At 37.4% G+C, this 16,869-nt stretch carries 18 protein-coding genes; 12 read left to right on the top strand and 6 right to left on the bottom strand.

What is annotated here, in order from left to right:
• Positions 1-16: 16 nt before the first annotated feature.
• The 10 genes from gspK to FY049_RS07540 all read left to right on the top strand — a co-directional run bounded on the left by gspK (position 17) and on the right by FY049_RS07540 (position 8,114).
• Positions 17-973: a type II secretion system minor pseudopilin GspK gene (gene gspK, locus FY049_RS07585; protein ID WP_446083452.1), complete on the top strand. Its 957-nt coding sequence runs from the start codon at positions 17-19 to the stop codon at positions 971-973.
• A gap of 233 nt (positions 974-1,206) precedes the next feature.
• A complete protein-coding gene (locus FY049_RS07580) occupies positions 1,207-1,803 on the top strand; it encodes a 6-pyruvoyl trahydropterin synthase family protein (protein WP_056510859.1) in 597 nt (198 codons plus the stop codon).
• Positions 1,804-1,877: 74 nt separating this feature from the next.
• Positions 1,878-2,591: a uracil-DNA glycosylase gene (gene ung / locus FY049_RS07575; protein WP_151957114.1), complete on the top strand. Its 714-nt coding sequence runs from the start codon at positions 1,878-1,880 to the stop codon at positions 2,589-2,591.
• Positions 2,588-3,709: an enoyl-CoA hydratase/isomerase family protein gene (locus tag FY049_RS07570; RefSeq protein ID WP_004720808.1), complete on the top strand. Its 1,122-nt coding sequence runs from the start codon at positions 2,588-2,590 to the stop codon at positions 3,707-3,709. The genes ung and FY049_RS07570 overlap by 4 nt, the downstream gene beginning before the upstream one ends.
• Positions 3,710-3,715: 6 nt before the next feature.
• Positions 3,716-4,240 (top strand): tRNA adenosine(34) deaminase TadA, encoded by a 525-nt coding sequence (tadA, locus tag FY049_RS07565; protein ID WP_056510868.1) that lies wholly within the window; start codon positions 3,716-3,718, stop codon positions 4,238-4,240.
• An 85-nt stretch (positions 4,241-4,325) separates the two neighbouring features.
• Positions 4,326-4,760, top strand: a complete 435-nt coding sequence (locus FY049_RS07560) for an SRPBCC family protein (RefSeq protein ID WP_004821248.1) — start codon at positions 4,326-4,328, stop codon at positions 4,758-4,760.
• 11 nt (positions 4,761-4,771) lie between these two features.
• Positions 4,772-5,461, top strand: a complete 690-nt coding sequence (gene cmk, locus FY049_RS07555; protein WP_004821249.1) for a (d)CMP kinase — start codon at positions 4,772-4,774, stop codon at positions 5,459-5,461.
• A gap of 118 nt (positions 5,462-5,579) precedes the next feature.
• On the top strand, positions 5,580-7,265 hold the full coding sequence (rpsA, locus tag FY049_RS07550) for a 30S ribosomal protein S1 (protein WP_016539437.1): 1,686 nt from the start codon (positions 5,580-5,582) through the stop codon (positions 7,263-7,265).
• A 159-nt stretch (positions 7,266-7,424) separates the two neighbouring features.
• Complete coding sequence (locus tag FY049_RS07545; RefSeq protein WP_004720793.1) at positions 7,425-7,727, top strand: integration host factor subunit beta; 303 nt, start codon at positions 7,425-7,427, stop codon at positions 7,725-7,727.
• Positions 7,728-7,748: 21 nt separating this feature from the next.
• A complete protein-coding gene (locus FY049_RS07540; protein ID WP_004720791.1) occupies positions 7,749-8,114 on the top strand; it encodes a lipopolysaccharide assembly protein LapA domain-containing protein in 366 nt (121 codons plus the stop codon).
• A 141-nt stretch (positions 8,115-8,255) separates the two neighbouring features.
• On the opposite strand, the gene FY049_RS07535 is transcribed toward FY049_RS07540, so the two are convergent.
• From FY049_RS07535 to FY049_RS07510, 6 genes are all read right to left on the bottom strand, one after another.
• On the bottom strand, positions 8,256-9,323 hold the full coding sequence (locus FY049_RS07535) for a fimbrial protein (RefSeq protein ID WP_419301098.1): 1,068 nt from the start codon (positions 9,321-9,323) through the stop codon (positions 8,256-8,258).
• Between the two features lie 15 nt (positions 9,324-9,338).
• Complete coding sequence (locus FY049_RS07530; RefSeq protein WP_446083451.1) at positions 9,339-11,843, bottom strand: fimbria/pilus outer membrane usher protein; 2,505 nt, start codon at positions 11,841-11,843, stop codon at positions 9,339-9,341.
• A gap of 24 nt (positions 11,844-11,867) precedes the next feature.
• On the bottom strand, positions 11,868-12,572 hold the full coding sequence (locus tag FY049_RS07525) for a fimbrial biogenesis chaperone (RefSeq protein ID WP_446083450.1): 705 nt from the start codon (positions 12,570-12,572) through the stop codon (positions 11,868-11,870).
• 87 nt (positions 12,573-12,659) lie between these two features.
• Positions 12,660-13,196 (bottom strand): fimbrial protein, encoded by a 537-nt coding sequence (locus FY049_RS07520; protein WP_004720781.1) that lies wholly within the window; start codon positions 13,194-13,196, stop codon positions 12,660-12,662.
• Positions 13,197-14,282: 1,086 nt separating this feature from the next.
• On the bottom strand, positions 14,283-14,618 hold the full coding sequence (locus FY049_RS07515) for an AzlD domain-containing protein (protein WP_446083449.1): 336 nt from the start codon (positions 14,616-14,618) through the stop codon (positions 14,283-14,285).
• A 1-nt stretch (position 14,619) separates the two neighbouring features.
• Positions 14,620-15,282, bottom strand: a complete 663-nt coding sequence (locus FY049_RS07510) for an AzlC family ABC transporter permease (RefSeq protein ID WP_327858584.1) — start codon at positions 15,280-15,282, stop codon at positions 14,620-14,622.
• A 116-nt stretch (positions 15,283-15,398) separates the two neighbouring features.
• Here FY049_RS07510 and FY049_RS07505 point away from each other — a divergent pair, with 116 nt between their 5' ends.
• Positions 15,399-15,947, top strand: coding sequence for a helix-turn-helix domain-containing protein (locus FY049_RS07505; RefSeq protein WP_004720777.1), 549 nt, complete (start codon positions 15,399-15,401; stop codon positions 15,945-15,947).
• Between the two features lie 103 nt (positions 15,948-16,050).
• Entirely contained in the window at positions 16,051-16,746 is a 696-nt protein-coding gene (gene pyrF / locus FY049_RS07500; protein WP_171252519.1) for an orotidine-5'-phosphate decarboxylase, read from the top strand.
• The last annotated feature ends 123 nt before the right edge of the window (positions 16,747-16,869 follow it).

Genomic DNA, 16,869 nt, shown 5'->3' with positions numbered 1-16,869 from the left:
TTTAGGTAAATCATTCATGCAATTAAAGCAGCAAAAGGGTATCGCATTAATTACGATTTTAGTGATGGTTGCTTTGGCAACCATCATTGCTGCGACGATTGCTAAACGTCAAAATTACACCAATGAAAGTACAGGGTTTTTAAAACGGCAAAGCCAAGCACTTTTCTATGCAAAGAGTGCAGAAGCGTTTTACTCTGAAATATTGGTGCAAGACAGCGAAAACAGCAAAGAGGCAGATTACTTACAAGAAACATGGGCAAAACCGATGCCAGTATTTCCGGTTGAAGATGGATATGTCACAGGTGTGTTGGAAGATGAGTCCGGTAAATTCAATTTAAACAGTTTATTAACCAATGAAGGTAAGCCCAACGACGCGGCACAGAAATATTTTTCTAAGCTTTTGGTTCGTGTCGGTTTACCTGCTGATGCTGTTCAAGCCGTGATTGATTGGCAAGATCCAGACAATGAAACCATAGGTTCATATGGCGCTGAAACAAGTTATTACCAAGGTTTGCCTAAACCATATTTGGCTGCAAATCGAAAATTTTCCAGTATTGAAGAACTTAAACAGGTACGTGGCTTTGAAGAAAAGAAATATGATTTAATTGCACCTTATATATCGGCACTGCCTGATATTGCAACAAAAATTAATGTCAATACTGCACCTGTAATGGTTTTGGCAGCCATGGATGAAAAACTAGACGTAAATAGCATACAAACAGCTTTAAAAGCGCGACAAGAAAAACTTGAGCACTTTGCCAATGTTGGTGAGCTAATGAAAGTCGCACCATTTGACAGCTTGGACGCTGCAAGCAAAACCGAGGCAGACAAGATTTTCGGTGTAACATCCAATTATTTTAAAGCCAAAATCGAAGTATCTTTAAGCAATCGAAAGCGTCAATTTACCACGCGCTTTATGCGTAATGATAAATCACAAGTTTATGTTTATTCGCGTAGCCTTGCACCATTTTGAAAATTTTAGTGAATATTTATTTTAACTATATGATTTTAAATAACTATAAAAAATAGTTAAAAGGTAGTTAAAAGGTTGGTTGATTGAGTAAACATGATTCGATAAGCTAAATAGGCCTAAAAAATGGGATCATCCTTTTTGCTAATTGCAATCAACGTGAAAATTAATGCTCAGGGTTCGAGTTTTGCTTTATAATCGAGATTCTTTACCGATTTGTTTATAAAATTTGGCTCATGTTAATTCGTAAGTTATTTAAGTTTGAAAATGCACATATTGTGCGCAATTGCACGTCAGATCGTTGCAAACGGTCTATACACGGGCACAGCTATAAAGTTGAATTACTACTTAAAGCTTCAAAACTTGATCATGGTCAAATGGTATATGACTTTGGATTGCTTAAAGGTGTAATTAAAGAAATTTTCGACAGTTTTGACCATGCGATCTGTTTTTGGCAAGAAGATAACTCTGAATATATTCAGGCGTGTAAGACTTTTAGTGCTCGTTGGGTGGCTTTGCCAGTTTCTCCATCGGCTGAACAGTTTTCACGGATATTCTTTTTTCTCGCGCAACAGATTTTAAAATCCACCATTACCCAAAATGGGGAAGGGGATGTTGAAGTCTATTCTGTGATTGTGCATGAAACCGATACAGGTTATGCGCAAAGTTTTCAAGAAGATATTGAAAATGCTCAGATGGGACTGTTGAATCTGGATAAAATTATTTTTTCTGAGCAGGTCATATCTGAATGGTCTGACCCAGAAATGTATGAAAAATTGAAACAAGGTATTCCGTTTCAAAACCCTGAAGTGGATTTACAGGTTAAAATTTAAATGATGATTCTTGAGTGAAATCCATCTTTAGGACAAATAAATTTTTAGGAAAATGAAATTTAGGATGAAAGTTGATGCAATTATCTGAACTCGAACAAACAAAATTAAATCAAGTTCGGTTAGATCAAAGTTGGAAAGAAGGTTTAGCTGAGTTTCTTTTGAGTCAGCAAATGGATGATTTGCGTTCTTTTTTAGTTGCTGAAAAAAATGCAAATAAAACCATTTATCCACCGAGCTCACTTATTTTCAATGCATTAGACACAACGCCATTGAATCATGTAAAAGTGGTCATTTTAGGACAGGATCCTTATCACGGCCCTGATCAAGCGCATGGCTTGAGTTTTTCCGTACAAAGAGGTGTTGCATTGCCTCCGTCTTTACGTAATATCTTTCATGAGTTAAATACAGATTTAGCTGTGCCTGTATCCCGACATGGTGATCTCACTAAATGGGCTCAACAGGGTGTATTGCTTTTAAATAGTGTGTTGACAGTGGAAGCTGGGCAACCGACATCACATCAAAAACGCGGTTGGGAAAATTTTACAGATCATGTGATTGATGTGTTGAATGAGCATAGAGAGCACATTGTATTTATACTTTGGGGTGCATATGCTCAGAAAAAAGGACAACGTATAGATCAAACGAAGCATCTGGTATTAAAAGCTGCACACCCATCTCCATTGGCAGCAAATCGTGGTGGCTTTTTTGGTTGCAAGGTTTTTTCAAAAACAAATAATTATCTGAAACAATATGGCATTGAGCCAATCGACTGGCAGCTGGACGCATGACAAACTCTCCCGAAATAAATAATTATCACCCAGATCTGATTATCGAAGAAGCGAAAAAGGGATGGCGAATTATTCGCTTAAATCGTCCTAAGTCGCTTCATGCACTTGATGAATCTATCGTTGCGGCATTATTGAAGCTGTTTGAGGATTTTCATCATGATGACTCAGTTAAGGCAATTTGGTTAGATTCAACCACGCCTAAAGCTTTTTGTGCAGGCGGTGACGTTCGTAAACTGCGTCAATTGGTGATCAACAATGAAGTTGAAACAGCCAATAAGTTTTTTGAAACGGAATATGCTTTAGATTTACTGTTGCATAATTATGCTAAACCTGTAGTGGTTTGGGGTGAAGGTTATGTCATGGGTGGTGGCTTAGGCTTATTTATGGCTGCCCCATTTCGTTTAGTTACTCCGTATTCGCGTCTTGCTATGCCTGAAGTGAATATTGGTCTATATCCAGATGTGGGGGCTACACGTTTCTTGGCAGATCGTGGTCCGATAGGTTTATTCACAGGTTTAACTGGTTCGATCATGACTGCAGCGGGTGGTTATGGGATTGGCTGGGCAACCCATATTTGTGATGCCCAACGTGATGTGGTTTTACAGAAACTGATTGATATTGATTGGGATCATTATCCTGCTGGTGATTTCCGTGCTTTAGATGACACCTTAAATAGTTTACATCGTCCTGTTTCACCGGGACCGTTGCAAAACTCTTTGGATGTGATTCATAGTGTTTGTCGTGGTGTAAACTTTGAACATGATTATGAAGCGATTATTGGCCTAAGTGATGCGCGTAGTGATTGGTTGCGTCAAGCCAGTGAGAATCTACAAAAGGGCTCACCAAGTACTGCTGCGATTACCTGGTTGTTATGGCAGTGGGGACGTCAAGTTCATCCGTGGTCTGAGGTTTTTGAATTAGAAAAACAAATTTCTGATTGGAAAATTCGTCATCCTGATTTTGTTGAAGGGGTACGCGCACGTTTGGTGGATAAAGATTTATCACCAGAGTGGGAACAGGTTGAGTCTAGAACATTGCGTGGAATACTTGCTAAAAATCCACCTGTCACGACGATTGACAGTTGGAATGCGCTGCTAAGTCAGTACGGTATCATTTAAGGTCATATGACTGAAAAAACTCAACAACACATAGATCAACAATGGATGCAGCTGGCTTTAGAGCAAGCTGCATTTGCTGCATCTATCGGTGAAATTCCTGTAGGTGCAGTGATTGTAAGTCAGGGGCAAGTCATTGGTGAAGGTTATAATCAACCGATTGCTCAGCATGATCCAACAGCCCATGCGGAAATTCAGGCACTGCGCAATGCGTGTCAAAAGATTGAAAATTATCGCCTGCCAGAAGACGCTACTTTATACGTCACACTTGAACCTTGTACCATGTGTGTTGGTGCATTAATCCATGCAAGAATCAAACGTGTGGTTTTTGGCGCGACTGAACCTAAAGCGGGTTCACTTATCAGTAGCCGCCAACTGTTAGAGATTGGCTATTACAATCATATATTTCAGTTTGAAGGCGGTTGTTTACAAACGCAGTGCTCAAGCCAACTGTCTGATTTTTTTAAAATGCGTCGTGAGCAAAAAAAACAATTAAAGTTACAACAAAAGACCTTAAATGACTCATTAAAATGATCTAGAATACACAAGATTTTAGTGACAATGAAAATTGTCAAAATAAGGGTTTAAAAATATAGTTAAAGTTTAAAAGGGTATAACAATGAATTCTATTCAAGTAAAACAAGAGTTTAATGCACCAATCGATCAGGTTTTTGACTTGTTATCAAAACATTCAACCTATAATGTGGCTTTTGCTCCCATTCAAGTTGTACGGGTAAAAGATGCTGCTGATCCTGAACGCCCAGATGGATTGGGTTCTATCCGTCGTATGGGGTTTGGTCCGATCAAGCCGATTCAAGAGCAAATTACGCATCTGGATGTCAATAAACGTATTGAATATAAGTTAATTAACAATCCATTGATTAAACATCATATTGGAATTATTGAGTTTACAGCGCTTGCTGCAAACAAAACCCGTGTTGACTATACGATCGAATTACAAGCACGTGCACCATTTGTGAGTAAATTAATACTTGCACAGCTTAAACTAGCGATTACACTTGGATTTAAGAAACTTGCTAAGTCTGTAGCTTAATTGGAAATTCAATGACAATTCAAATTATCACAATCGATGGGCCAAGTGGTTCTGGTAAAGGAACACTTGCAGCAAAACTTGCGCATCACTATCAATTCCATTTATTAGACTCTGGTGCGCTGTATCGTTTGCTTGGATTGTCATTGCATCAAAAAGAATTGTTAGACGCATTAGATACTGAATCTGTATTGCAACAAAGTGTGACCATTGCAACAAATTTAGATATCGTATTTAAGAGTGCTGACAACGGAATCATGATTTTGTTAGATGGTGAGGATGTCTCACAAACGATTCGTACTGAACGTGTTGGTGAATTTGCTTCAAAAGTCGCAGCAATTCCAGCGCTTAGAGCGGCATTGGTAGATCGACAACATGCTTTTGCTCAGTTGCCTGGCTTGGTTGCCGATGGGCGTGATATGGGCACTTCTATTTTTCCACAAGCACAAGCGAAGATTTATCTCACTGCTTCAGCCGAGTCCCGTGCAGAGCGTCGTGTAAAACAGTTGCAGGGAATGGGGCTGGATGTTAAAATAAGCGACATTTTAGCAAATATACAAGCTCGAGATAAAAGAGATATGGAACGCACCGTCGCTCCACTCAAGCCAGCAGAAGACGCTTATATCATTGATAGCTCAGAAATGAACATCGATGAAGTGTTTAAACTGATGACTGATTATGTCGAGTTACATTTAGCTAAATAAAGAATATTTAACCAAATATTAGCCAAAGCATAGCTTGATCAGTTTATACGGACTATGTGGATGGCTTAACTAAACCGGCCTTGTCTGATCCAAGACCGTTGACTTTACTAGGTATATCATGACCGAATCTTTTGCAGCCCTCTTTGAAGAAAGCGAATCAACTCTCAATATCGACAAAGGTGCCGTTATTAAAGGTATCGTTGTTAGCATCGACTCTGACTGGGTTACTGTTGACACTGGCCTTAAATCTGAAGGTGTTGTTGCACGTTCAGAATTCTTAAACGAACAACGTGAGCTTGAAGTTCAAGTTGGCGATGAAGTTGATGTTGTTGTTGAAGCGCTTGACAACGGTATGGGTCAAACAGTTTTATCACGTGAAAAAGCGAAACGTGCTGAAACTTGGACTAAACTTGAAAAAATCTTTGAAGACGGCGAAATCGTTACTGGTGTTATTTCTGGTAAGGTTAAAGGCGGTTTCACTGTTGACATCGGTCCAGTTCGTGCATTCTTACCAGGTTCATTGGTAGATACTCGCCCTATTCGTGATACAACTCACCTTGAAGGCAAAGAGTTAGAATTCAAAGTAATCAAACTTGATGCTAAACGTAACAACGTTGTTGTATCTCGTCGTGCTGTAATGGAAGCTGAATCTTCAGCTGACCGTGAAGCGCTTCTTTCTCAATTGGAAGAAGGCCAAACAGTTACTGGTACGATCAAAAATCTTACTGATTACGGTGCATTCGTTGACCTTGGCGGTATTGATGGTCTTCTACATATCACAGATATGGCTTGGAAACGCATCAAACACCCTTCAGAAGTTGTTGAAGTGGGTCAAGAAGTTACTGTTAAAGTACTTAAGTTTGACAAAGAACGTAATCGTGTATCTTTAGGTCTTAAGCAATTAGGCGAAGATCCATGGTTAGCGATCATGAACCGTTATCCTAAGGGTTCTATCGTTAAAGCACGTGTTACAAACTTAACTGACTACGGTTGTTTCGCTGAAATCGCTGAAGGCGTTGAAGGCTTAGTACACGTTTCAGAAATGGATCACACAAACAAAAACATCCACCCATCTAAAGTTGTTCAGATTGGTGATGAAGTTGATGTTATGGTTCTTGAAGTTGATGAAGAACGTCGTCGTATTTCATTGGGTATCAAGCAAACTCGTGCGAACCCATGGGAAGAGTTCTCTAAGTCACACGACAAAGGTGAAAAAGTTTCTGGTACGATCAAGTCTATCACTGACTTCGGTATCTTCATCGGTTTACCTGGCGGTATCGATGGTCTAGTTCACTTGTCTGATATTTCTTGGAACGAACAAGGCGAAGACGCTATTCGTCGTTACAAGAAAGGTGATACAGTTGAAGCAGTTATCTTATCTGTAGATGCTGAAGGTAACCGTATCAGTCTTGGTATCAAGCAAATGAACAGCGATCCGTTCAATGACTTCTTAGCTGCTAACGAACGCGGTGCGTTGGTTAAAGGTACAGTAACTGCTGTTGATGCTAAAGGCGCAACAATTAAGTTAGCTGACGAAGTTGAAGCTTCTTTGAAAGCGTCTGAAATCAACCGCGATCGCGTTGAAGATGCAACTAAATTCTTAGAAGTTGGTCAAGAAGTTGAAGCTAAAATCATCAATGTAGATCGTAAATCACGTTCTATTAACTTGTCGATTAAAGCGAAAGACGAAGCTGAAGAGAAAGAAGCTGTAGCAAACTTGAAAACAACTACAACTGCGCCTGCAGGTCAAGACAATGGTCCTAAGACTATTGGTGATTTGATCAAAGCACAGATGAACCACTAAGTGATTGTTAAGAAGTATTATTTAATGTAATTAATTAATATTTTTTATTCAAATAGTGTAAAAGATAGCGTAGTATATGATTACTGCGCTACCTTTTTGTATTTAAAAAGGATATTATCTGGTGTATATCAATTAGCATTAAAATTAATGAGGTCTTAAATGACAACTGAAGCACTTAATAAGTCTGACTTAATAGAAAGAATTGCTCTTAAAAATCCGCATTTAGCAGAGCCATTAGTCGAAGAAGCAGTTAAGATTATGATCGATCAAATGATTGCATCGTTATCTTCAGATGACCGTATTGAAATTCGTGGGTTTGGTAGTTTCGCTTTACATCACCGTGAGCCACGTGTGGGTCGTAATCCTAAAACAGGTAAATCAGTAGAAGTTGCAGCAAAAGCTGTACCTCACTTTAAACCTGGTAAAGCACTCCGTGATGCAGTAAACGAATCTGCTAATTAATAAAATTCGAATGAGGTGAGTATGCGCTATTTCTTAGTTGCATTACTACTGGTAGTCTTTGGTTATGCTTTAGCATTAGTCTTGCAGAATCCAGCTGAACTACCTGTAGATTTATTGTTTACTCAAGTACCAGCAATGCGTTTAGGGTTATTGCTACTATTAACTTTGGTACTCGGGATTGTTCTTGGATTGTTGCTTGGTGTACAGGTTTTCCGTGTATTCCAAAATGCATGGGAAGTTAAGCGTCTTCGTAAAGATATCGATCATCTCCGAAAAGAACAAATACAGACAGCACAATTGGCTGCTGCTGAAGCTGCTGCAAGTGCTCGTCATGAAAAGACGGTATTAGATATTCAACCAGAAAATAAGAATATCAATCCGCTTTAATCATTATGATAAAAAAAAGCGCTTTACCATCACTGTAAAGCGCTTTTTTATTTGTACTGATTGTTGATTGTGTCAATTATTCAATACCAGAAACTTTGTTCAATATTATCAAACAAATAAAAGAACATAAGTTCGCTTTTTTTAATCATATACAATATTTAAATAAGCTTGAGATCTGACCAGACCAGGTGTCACTGTATTTGTTGTTCTTACGTAATTGGCTTTAATTACATGTTGAATCAACTGAGAAGTGCTTAAATTGCCAAAGGTCCACTTGTTGGTACTCTTTGATTGGTTTGGATCTAGACTAATTATCGCATTGTTTTTATCACGTAAACGAATCCCTACGCCTGTCGCATAACCAGCACCAACTTGATTTTCTAATATATTTGTCGCATTGGATTGATTTAAGGCATCCGTGGTATAAGCCTTTATTTCGCGACCTGCACCATCATTTAAATTTGCACAATTAATACTGAGGGTTGCTGTATTACTTGAGCTTAATGCAGTTTCATTTCCGACTAAACCCAAGTTTCGTACACTGACGTCAGGTAACGCAATAGTGTAGCTACTTTGACTTAGTGAGCATGTGGATTCAGATATATTCACTGCTGCATTTAAATATACGGGAATTTGTGTATTTGCAGGAATAAGAACATTATCACTAACACGTCTTAAACTGATGGTTGCTATTCGTAGATTCGAAACATTGATCGTTGTGGGGTATGAGGTCATTGTTGATGTTCTGGGCAAAACATATAATGTCACTCTCATTTTTACACCATGTGTATCACCACTATAACTATAAATAGCTAATTCAGTGGTATTTAGCGTTTTTAATGTGCCACTTGCAGGTGCATCGCCCATTTCAACTTTAATTCCTAAAGCTGGGTAAGCATTTAAACGCGAAATATTGGCATCATAAGGAATCACATTGGTGGCAAAAACATTCCCAAAAATGGTTCTATTTGTGCCAACAGTACATCCACTATAGACACGGAAAATATCAAAATTTGCTGAAGCAACTTCGCGAGAATAGACATTGGACTGTACCGATGTCCCTTCATATTTATTAATGTTCATAGTACTGGCATTCATCGTCGGCATGCTATAGCCGCTGGTGAAATTGCTGCCTACACTGCAATCTGCAAATACTGTAAAACTTGCAGGGAGTGTAGATAACATAAATAACAATTTATATTTCAGCATAAAATTACTCCGTGCTTATTTGCAATTTAGGCTAAAGCTTGCAAAAGGGATTTGATTTTTACTTTGCTCCAATATTTCTTTGGAAATATTGAATTGACAAGAATCAGTATTACTCCAAGAGACGCTATAGCGTCCAGGATTTATATTTTGCATAAAAATTTGCTGACCTTGTCCTACTGTAGTCACTGCATTACCCAAAGTATCTTTCACTTGAGCACCCATTGGAATGAGCGCCTCATTTGCGTGTTTAAGTTCAATTAAGGCTTTTGTGGTTTTTAATGCTTTAAAATCAACCAGAATACTTGCGTTTGATTTAGGTACAACTTGTAATTGGGTTGCATCAACATCGGTATTTAATGGAATTGTATTTGGGTTTAAGTTGATACTATTGTATTGGTAAGGATTTAGATAGGGAATAATCGCATTGCCCCAGCGATCAATTTTAATATTATTTCCATTGGAAAGGCTGGTTCCCTCTAAACCTTTGGCATGAATAATTGCAAAAGTATCATTTAAATCATTGGCTAAAGTAATACCGTGTTGATGTGCAACAATTGCACCTTGTGCTTGTAAAGAGTATTGACGTTGTTGGTCAAAGTCAGTTGCATAAGTCGATGCTAAATAAACCGGATTGGTTCGATAACTTAAAGAACTGCTGAAGAGATCTTTATCTTTACTATTTGAATAATTGAAGTTATAGCCAAACTGTTGATTTTCACCTAAATTTCCAAATATGCCGATTTGATTGGTATTGAGCGCATTATTATCTGGATAGACTTCACTACTTAGGCGTAAATTACTATTTTTCTTTTTAAACGACAGGGGAATATTCACATTCACAAAGTATTGGGTGTCTTTATCTAATTTGTATTGATCATTTTGAGTATGTTGCATACCCACATAGTAACTGATGCCTTTATAACTATTGCTATAACTAATTTGGTAAAATTTTTGTGTATTGACTTGATGCCAAAATTTATATTGCGAAAAATTGGCTGAAATAGCACCAAACTGATGACCTAAGTTTTGGCTCAGTTGAATATAGTTTGATGACTTGGGACGACCATTAAGCACCAGCGCAGAACTGTTGTTTTGGATATAACGATTCTGCATGGCTTCATCAAAGGAATAATATTGATCATTTCCATAAACAGTACTGTTTAAACTGATATTTGTTTTTGCACTGTTTAGAGCAAGGTTATAGCGCAGCGTAAGCAAAGAACTGTCTAAATTTTGGTTGGATTGGTTAATATCTGCTTTAACATAATTGCTTTCTAGGGCAATACCACCGAGCTTGGTATTTAACGCGGTTCCAAGAATATAAGATTGATAGTGATCACTGACCAGTGCTGAGCTGCTCACTGACATAAAATCATTTAATCCATAATCAAAAGATGCATTGATTAACTTCTCATCATAGGATTTGCTATTTTGACGAAAAGTACCTGCTGCAATTTGATAACGATACTGTTGCGCGCGGATAGACTGAATAAAATTATTATAAGGCAAATCAAAACTGCGGATTTCACCATTTGCTTCAATAATATCTACATTTAATGTACCACCCGTCCCAGGTGTTTGGAGATCTGTAATGTTAAATGCACCGGCAGGAACAGTACGTTCCATAATAATTTGTTGATTTTGGCGTACCCGTATTAAAGCATTACTTTTTGCATAACCTGAAATTGTAGGTGCATAACTTTGCAATGAAATCGGAAGCATTCTGTCATCGCTAGCAAGTTGTACCCCACGAATGGCGATACTCGAATTACTATTGATGGTTTTGGTATTGGTATAGAAATCACCAAGGCTAAGCTGAGTTTTTAAACTAGGCAGTACTCGCATAAGCTTGTTTTCATAGCTGGTATATTGGCCTGAATGATTGCTGTCTCCCATACTGGTACTACCAGAATGACGGAATTGCCAATCATCAATATTGATACCAGAATTAATATTCAGAAAACTAGAATCTTGTTTGTTGTCCTGACCATAATCTGAATTATAGTAATTGTAGTAATATTTGAGAAAAGCACTATTTCCACCAGTTTCCCAAAGTGATGGATCTATATAGCCAAATGGTCGCTCATTTAACATTGATTGAGGGCTTGAAACATCCACGCGTTGTTCCGCTATATTCAGCTTCCAGAACACGACATGATTCATTAAGCGTGTATCGATACAGTCACCAGTGACTTTATCTAAATCGATAAGTTTATGATTGAAATCAAGCTGCTTAACAGTACTGCGTGGAATACAATAGCGTTGCTTTTCAGGTGATTCAGGATCATCTGAAATATGCACAATAGAGCGGGTGATATAACGATCATTTAGGTAAATATCGAGGATGTAATCATTTGGCGCGACTTTATCGCTTGAAACAAATTTTTCAAGATCAATTGTTTTAGAATTTTTGCCGTATAAAAAACTATTATCGAATTGTGGTGCTTGCGCTATAACATTTTGATTGCATAGATATAGACTTAGCGCCAAAACACTATACCTAAGTGTGAAATGTTTCAAGCACAATTCTCCCAATAATTTAGATTAAAACTGTTTCTCTATTGTCGATAAACTGCCGTAGTCATTGATTAAATAAAGCTGGACGGACTTGGCGTCTGATAAATTTTCGACCTCAATTTGTTGTTTTGAAAATGGTTCTATAAAGCTTAGATTTTTAATTTCGCTTGGCGCACCATTTTTTAAAACCAGATTCGATTTACCAAAATTTAAGTAATAAGGTGTCGGATTATTGATTTGTAGTTGGTTATTTACACGTTGTAATTCAACTTTTTGAAACGCTTGTTGCTGTTCCATTTTGATGCCAGTTGGTCGGTAAAACAGTTTTAAGCGGTTACGAATCGCAAATTGTAAGTAATTTGCTTCAGCTGTTGGCTTGGCTGGGATATCAAGTACGTTGAGCCAAAACAATGTTTCTCGATCAGTAGCAAGTTTTTGTTTTTGATTGAAAATGACACGTAAAGATTGACCTTTAGCAGCTTCAATCGTGGTTATTGGAGGGGTAACAATAAATGGGGCTTGGGTTGTGGTTGGATCTGCAATAATGTCTTTACTGTCCACCCATGATTGTACTAATGCAACTTGATCACCTACATTGGTTAATTGCACAGATACAAATTCTTTATCACTAGGGTAAATTACACGGGTACCTGTAATCACAATACCTGCTTGAGCGGATGTGATCAAAGTACTGATCATTAACAAGCTAGAAATAAAAATGGTTTTTTTCATCGAAAGACCCTTGGGGAGAGGCAAGTCTGGTTAAGATGTAGAAATTAACGCAGACTTGTTTGAAAACTTACAGATCCAAATTTTTAATTATGGATATACAACATAGTAAGTAGCAGTCGTGCTTACATCACCAGCAGTTGTTGCACCAGTTGCATAGTAACGCGCATAAAAATCAAGATTTGCAGAACCGTTTGCAGTTGCAACATTTGAAGTCACAATGTTTTGGCCTGTACGATCTTTAGTAAGGTCAATTACTGCTTTTGCAGAGTTTAATAATTGAATATTTACATTTGTTGCACCGCCAGTCGTTACGGTATTGTTTAAACGGCCTGCAGTATTAATATTTGCATTGGTGTTGTCATAATAAACACCCACATTACCTACAGGGCATGCAGTTAGATTAATGGTAAATTTAGTGTCGCCATTTGTTGTCGCCGCTGTCGCTAAAGTTGATTTACCTACAGTCGGTAAAACAACAGTGTAGTTACCAGCAGTACCACCAACTGTACAGGTTTGATCAACGATTTTACCTGTAACTGTTACTGTACCATCAGCAGCCGCAAAAACTGTTGAAGATGCTAAACCTAAGCCAATGATCGCTAAACCCAATTGAATATTTTTCATAGAATTTCTCTCAATACTGCGTTGATTTGCCCTTTACTGGTACTTTCCTAATAAAGGGGAAGTGTTTAGGAGCTAAACAATAAGGGCTACTATAAATTTTTCCTAAATAAAAACAATGAAAAAAAGAGACAAATATCACATTATTTTTATCTTATAAGCACAATATAATGTTATTTGTTTTAGATTTGTTTTTTATTATTTAAATACAAGAGTATGTTTATAATTAACATGTTTATTTAATTTAAAGCGGATTTGTTTCTGTTTACTAAAAAGTGACAAAAAATGTCACTTTTTGTGAATAACGTCATATTATAGCAAATTATTTTGATCTGCTTATATTAAGTATAAGGGCTTATTTAAGTTTTTCTAAAATACTTTATTATCATGATTAATCAGATATTATTTTTATTTTAATAGACTGCACTGTAATTGAGCATTTTTATCAACAAGTTTTATAAGATTGAATTTAATGGATTTTTTAGTATTTATTTAGCTTCTTTGTAAATTGTTTTTAAATGCATAGATCAACATAAAATCGCGCTCATCTTAGAATGATCTCAACAGGAGAAGAAACTTTGAATACCACTATGATTCACTTGGTATGATCACTTTTTGATTTATTAAAGAGAATTATTGTTTAGTTGTTCTGTAGTGTTTGTTTAGTTATAAAGAATATATTTAGAAATAAAGCAAATAGATTTATTAAAAATAAAACTCTAGTGTAAACATGGATGCATGCAATCAATAAATTAAATAAAAATATAATTTTTATTTAATTTAATATTCATTTAAGCTTTTACTGGTTTTTAATTACTTGAAAAAGAATTTATCTGCTGTAAGGATTAAAATATAGAGAAGGCAGTGTTTTGAGAAATGTTTTATTTTTGGAGTGAGTGAAGTGCTTCACAATGATCAATATAAAATGAATTTTAAGCGCTTTATGATTGATTAAGTATTCATAAAAAATAAGCATAGAGATTAAAACATTATCTTCGATCAATAATTAAGCACACGTAGTCACTTACATTATGCTGTTAAAAAAGCGCTTTGATTGTTGCAAAACGCTTTTTTTAAGCTTTAACAGTTCTATTGGGCTAACCAGAAAAATTCTGCAAAGCGAAAGAATGTGGTGATCATCATTGCGATCACAATCGTCGTGATAAGTGAGTGGTTTTTCCAAATCAGAAATAAGCCTACCAATACCCCCATGATTTTGCCTAAGTCTGCCCAATCCGTACCTTCAAAAAAAGTGCTGAGAATCGCAATAGAAAACAATAAAGTTGTTGCGGCATCATTAAAAAGTTGCTCGCGTTGTTGAGTGATCGTAAAATATTGGCCGAGTGAAAGTCCTGCATATCGGATCAAATAAGTCCCCATTGCCAGCAGCATGATCCCGATCAAAATGATAAATTGCTGATGCATGTTATTTTCTTCCTACAAACAAGCCAAATAATGACATAAGTATCGGAATCCCTAAGGGTAGAAATGGAAAAGTAGCGAGGCTGATGACTGCACCAGTCATTGCCGATTTTCGAGCAGATTTTCTTTTTAATGATTTAAAGGTAAGTGCAAACAATACGACAGGAAAAATCGTATCGATACCCAGTAATTTTGCATAAGCTAAATGACTTCCCAATACATAACCGCTTAAAACGCCTATGGGCCAAGCAAATAAAATTCCGACTCCGCACAGCCAATAAGCACTCAGCTTTAGCTCATTTGATGATTGGCTTAAACCAAATAAAACACTTTCATCATTCATAATATGTGTAGCAAAATATTTTAATTTATTTTTTTCTATAAAATGGGTAATCGCTAAACCAAAAGGCAGATGTCGTAAATTAATCAGCAATCCGACAATCGCAGCTGTAATTGGACTGCTTCCAGCAGCAATCATGCCAATGAAAGTAAACTCGGCAGCACCAGCCAACACACAGATTGAAAGCAGTAAAGGTATCCAGATCGGCAGTTGATAATTGACCGCAAGCGTACCTAATGAAATCCCGATCAGTGCGGTTGCGATGCAGAGAATCACGATTGATTTTATCAGGGGCTTGGGTAAATTTTTTATTTCTTTATACTTCATTTAGATGAGCCTTGCTTGGGGTAATAAGATCGTTCGATAAAATGAACGATCATTTGTTATAATAGTTTGATTATTGTTGTTCGTCAAACCGAACGATCGTATTTTTTGGAAGGATAATGTCTATACCAATTGAAATCATTGCAAATAATCTGCAAAAAGAAAGAAAAAGTGCTGCATTATCTTTGGGAGAAGTTGCTCGACGTGCTGGTATTGCGAAATCCACACTTTCGCAACTTGAATCTGGGCAGGGCAATCCGAGTCTCGAAACTTTATGGGCACTTTGCGTGGCTTTAAATATTCCTTTTGCCAAACTTATGGAAGCACAAGCTCAAGCCACGCAAGTGATTCGTTATGGCGAAGGTGCTTCTGTTGTTTCTGAAATATCAAATTATCAGGCTGTTTTGTTGGCGACATGCCCACCCAATGCACGACGAGATGTGTATATGCTTACAACTCAACCGGGTGAGCCGCGTTGCAGTAAACCGCATCCTATTGGCAGTGTGGAGCATATTATTATCATGCAGGGCTCTGCCAAAGTGGGTTTATTAGACAGTGCTGAGTTGCTTCAAGCAGGGGACTATATTTCCTATCCAGCAGATCAAGCGCATATTTTTGAGGCACTAGAACAAGACACGCGTGCAATTTTGATCTCAGAACAGAGATAAATCATGAGCAAGATGTAAGAATAGTTGATTGTTTTGTGATGAAGTCGATTTTCTGGCTTTGTACATGGCATGAATCACTTTATAATGAGCGCAAATTTATGTGATGGAACTGAGATTCGTGAGTATTATTGTTGCCTTAGATGCAAAAAGCCAATATGACGCCCTAGCAATTGCTGATCAGCTTGACCCATCACTATGTCGTTTAAAAGTCGGTAAAGAACTATTTACCCATGAAGGCCCTCTGGTTGTGAAAGCACTACATGATAAGGGCTTTGAAGTATTCCTCGATTTAAAATTTCATGATATTCCGAACACAACTGCGCAGGCAGTTTGTGCTGCGGCCGATTTGGGCGTATGGATGGTCAATGTCCATGCCTCAGGTGGGCGTAAAATGATGGAAACTTGTGTAGAACGCTTAAAAGCAGGTAACTATAAAACCCAATTGATTGCGGTTACTGTACTTACTTCAATGGAACGTGAAGACTTGCGTGAAATTGGTTTAGACATTGAGCCATTTGAACAAGTGAAACGTCTGGCTAAATTGACTCAACAGAGTGGTTTGGATGGCGTGGTATGCTCGGCTCAGGAAGCCAAGATGTTACGTCAGGAGTTAGGTGCTGAATTTGCTTTGGTAACACCAGGGATTCGTCCAGCTGGTGCAAATGCGGATGATCAAAAGCGTATTGTAACGCCTAAGCAAGCCATGCTTGATGGTTCTACACATTTAGTGATTGGTCGTCCAATTACTCAATCAGAACATCCAAGTAAAACCCTGCAAGATATTTTAGCGACCCTATAAAAAATAAACCCTCTTTGTCAGTTGATCAAGAGGGTGATTTCTTTGATTTATATAATAAAAATTGATGTATATACACTGTAGTGTACCTGCGCTACTAGATCTTTTCTTCAATAGTTTAAATAA

The organism is Acinetobacter sp. 1125_18A, from assembly GCF_052824985.1.
The sequence above is the reverse complement of the archived record's forward strand: the minus strand, read 5'-3'. Positions and strand labels throughout refer to the sequence as shown.

What these genes read in the sequence shown, in the direction of transcription:
- FY049_RS07520 (WP_004720781.1), bottom strand. Translation starts at nt 13,196, where the DNA reads ATGAAAAATATTCAATTGGGTTTAGCGATCATTGGCTTAGGTTTAGCA.
- tadA (WP_056510868.1), top strand. Translation starts at nt 3,716, where the DNA reads ATGACTGAAAAAACTCAACAACACATAGATCAACAATGGATGCAGCTG.
- FY049_RS07540 (WP_004720791.1), top strand. Translation starts at nt 7,749, where the DNA reads ATGCGCTATTTCTTAGTTGCATTACTACTGGTAGTCTTTGGTTATGCT.
- FY049_RS07505 (WP_004720777.1), top strand. Translation starts at nt 15,399, where the DNA reads ATGTCTATACCAATTGAAATCATTGCAAATAATCTGCAAAAAGAAAGA.
- FY049_RS07515 (WP_446083449.1), bottom strand. Translation starts at nt 14,618, where the DNA reads ATGCATCAGCAATTTATCATTTTGATCGGGATCATGCTGCTGGCAATG.
- FY049_RS07525 (WP_446083450.1), bottom strand. Translation starts at nt 12,572, where the DNA reads ATGAAAAAAACCATTTTTATTTCTAGCTTGTTAATGATCAGTACTTTG.
- FY049_RS07545 (WP_004720793.1), top strand. Translation starts at nt 7,425, where the DNA reads ATGACAACTGAAGCACTTAATAAGTCTGACTTAATAGAAAGAATTGCT.
- FY049_RS07510 (WP_327858584.1), bottom strand. Translation starts at nt 15,282, where the DNA reads ATGAAGTATAAAGAAATAAAAAATTTACCCAAGCCCCTGATAAAATCA.
- FY049_RS07570 (WP_004720808.1), top strand. Translation starts at nt 2,588, where the DNA reads ATGACAAACTCTCCCGAAATAAATAATTATCACCCAGATCTGATTATC.
- FY049_RS07580 (WP_056510859.1), top strand. Translation starts at nt 1,207, where the DNA reads ATGTTAATTCGTAAGTTATTTAAGTTTGAAAATGCACATATTGTGCGC.
- FY049_RS07560 (WP_004821248.1), top strand. Translation starts at nt 4,326, where the DNA reads ATGAATTCTATTCAAGTAAAACAAGAGTTTAATGCACCAATCGATCAG.
- cmk (WP_004821249.1), top strand. Translation starts at nt 4,772, where the DNA reads ATGACAATTCAAATTATCACAATCGATGGGCCAAGTGGTTCTGGTAAA.
- FY049_RS07535 (WP_419301098.1), bottom strand. Translation starts at nt 9,323, where the DNA reads ATGCTGAAATATAAATTGTTATTTATGTTATCTACACTCCCTGCAAGT.
- pyrF (WP_171252519.1), top strand. Translation starts at nt 16,051, where the DNA reads ATGGAACTGAGATTCGTGAGTATTATTGTTGCCTTAGATGCAAAAAGC.
- rpsA (WP_016539437.1), top strand. Translation starts at nt 5,580, where the DNA reads ATGACCGAATCTTTTGCAGCCCTCTTTGAAGAAAGCGAATCAACTCTC.
- ung (WP_151957114.1), top strand. Translation starts at nt 1,878, where the DNA reads ATGCAATTATCTGAACTCGAACAAACAAAATTAAATCAAGTTCGGTTA.
- gspK (WP_446083452.1), top strand. Translation starts at nt 17, where the DNA reads ATGCAATTAAAGCAGCAAAAGGGTATCGCATTAATTACGATTTTAGTG.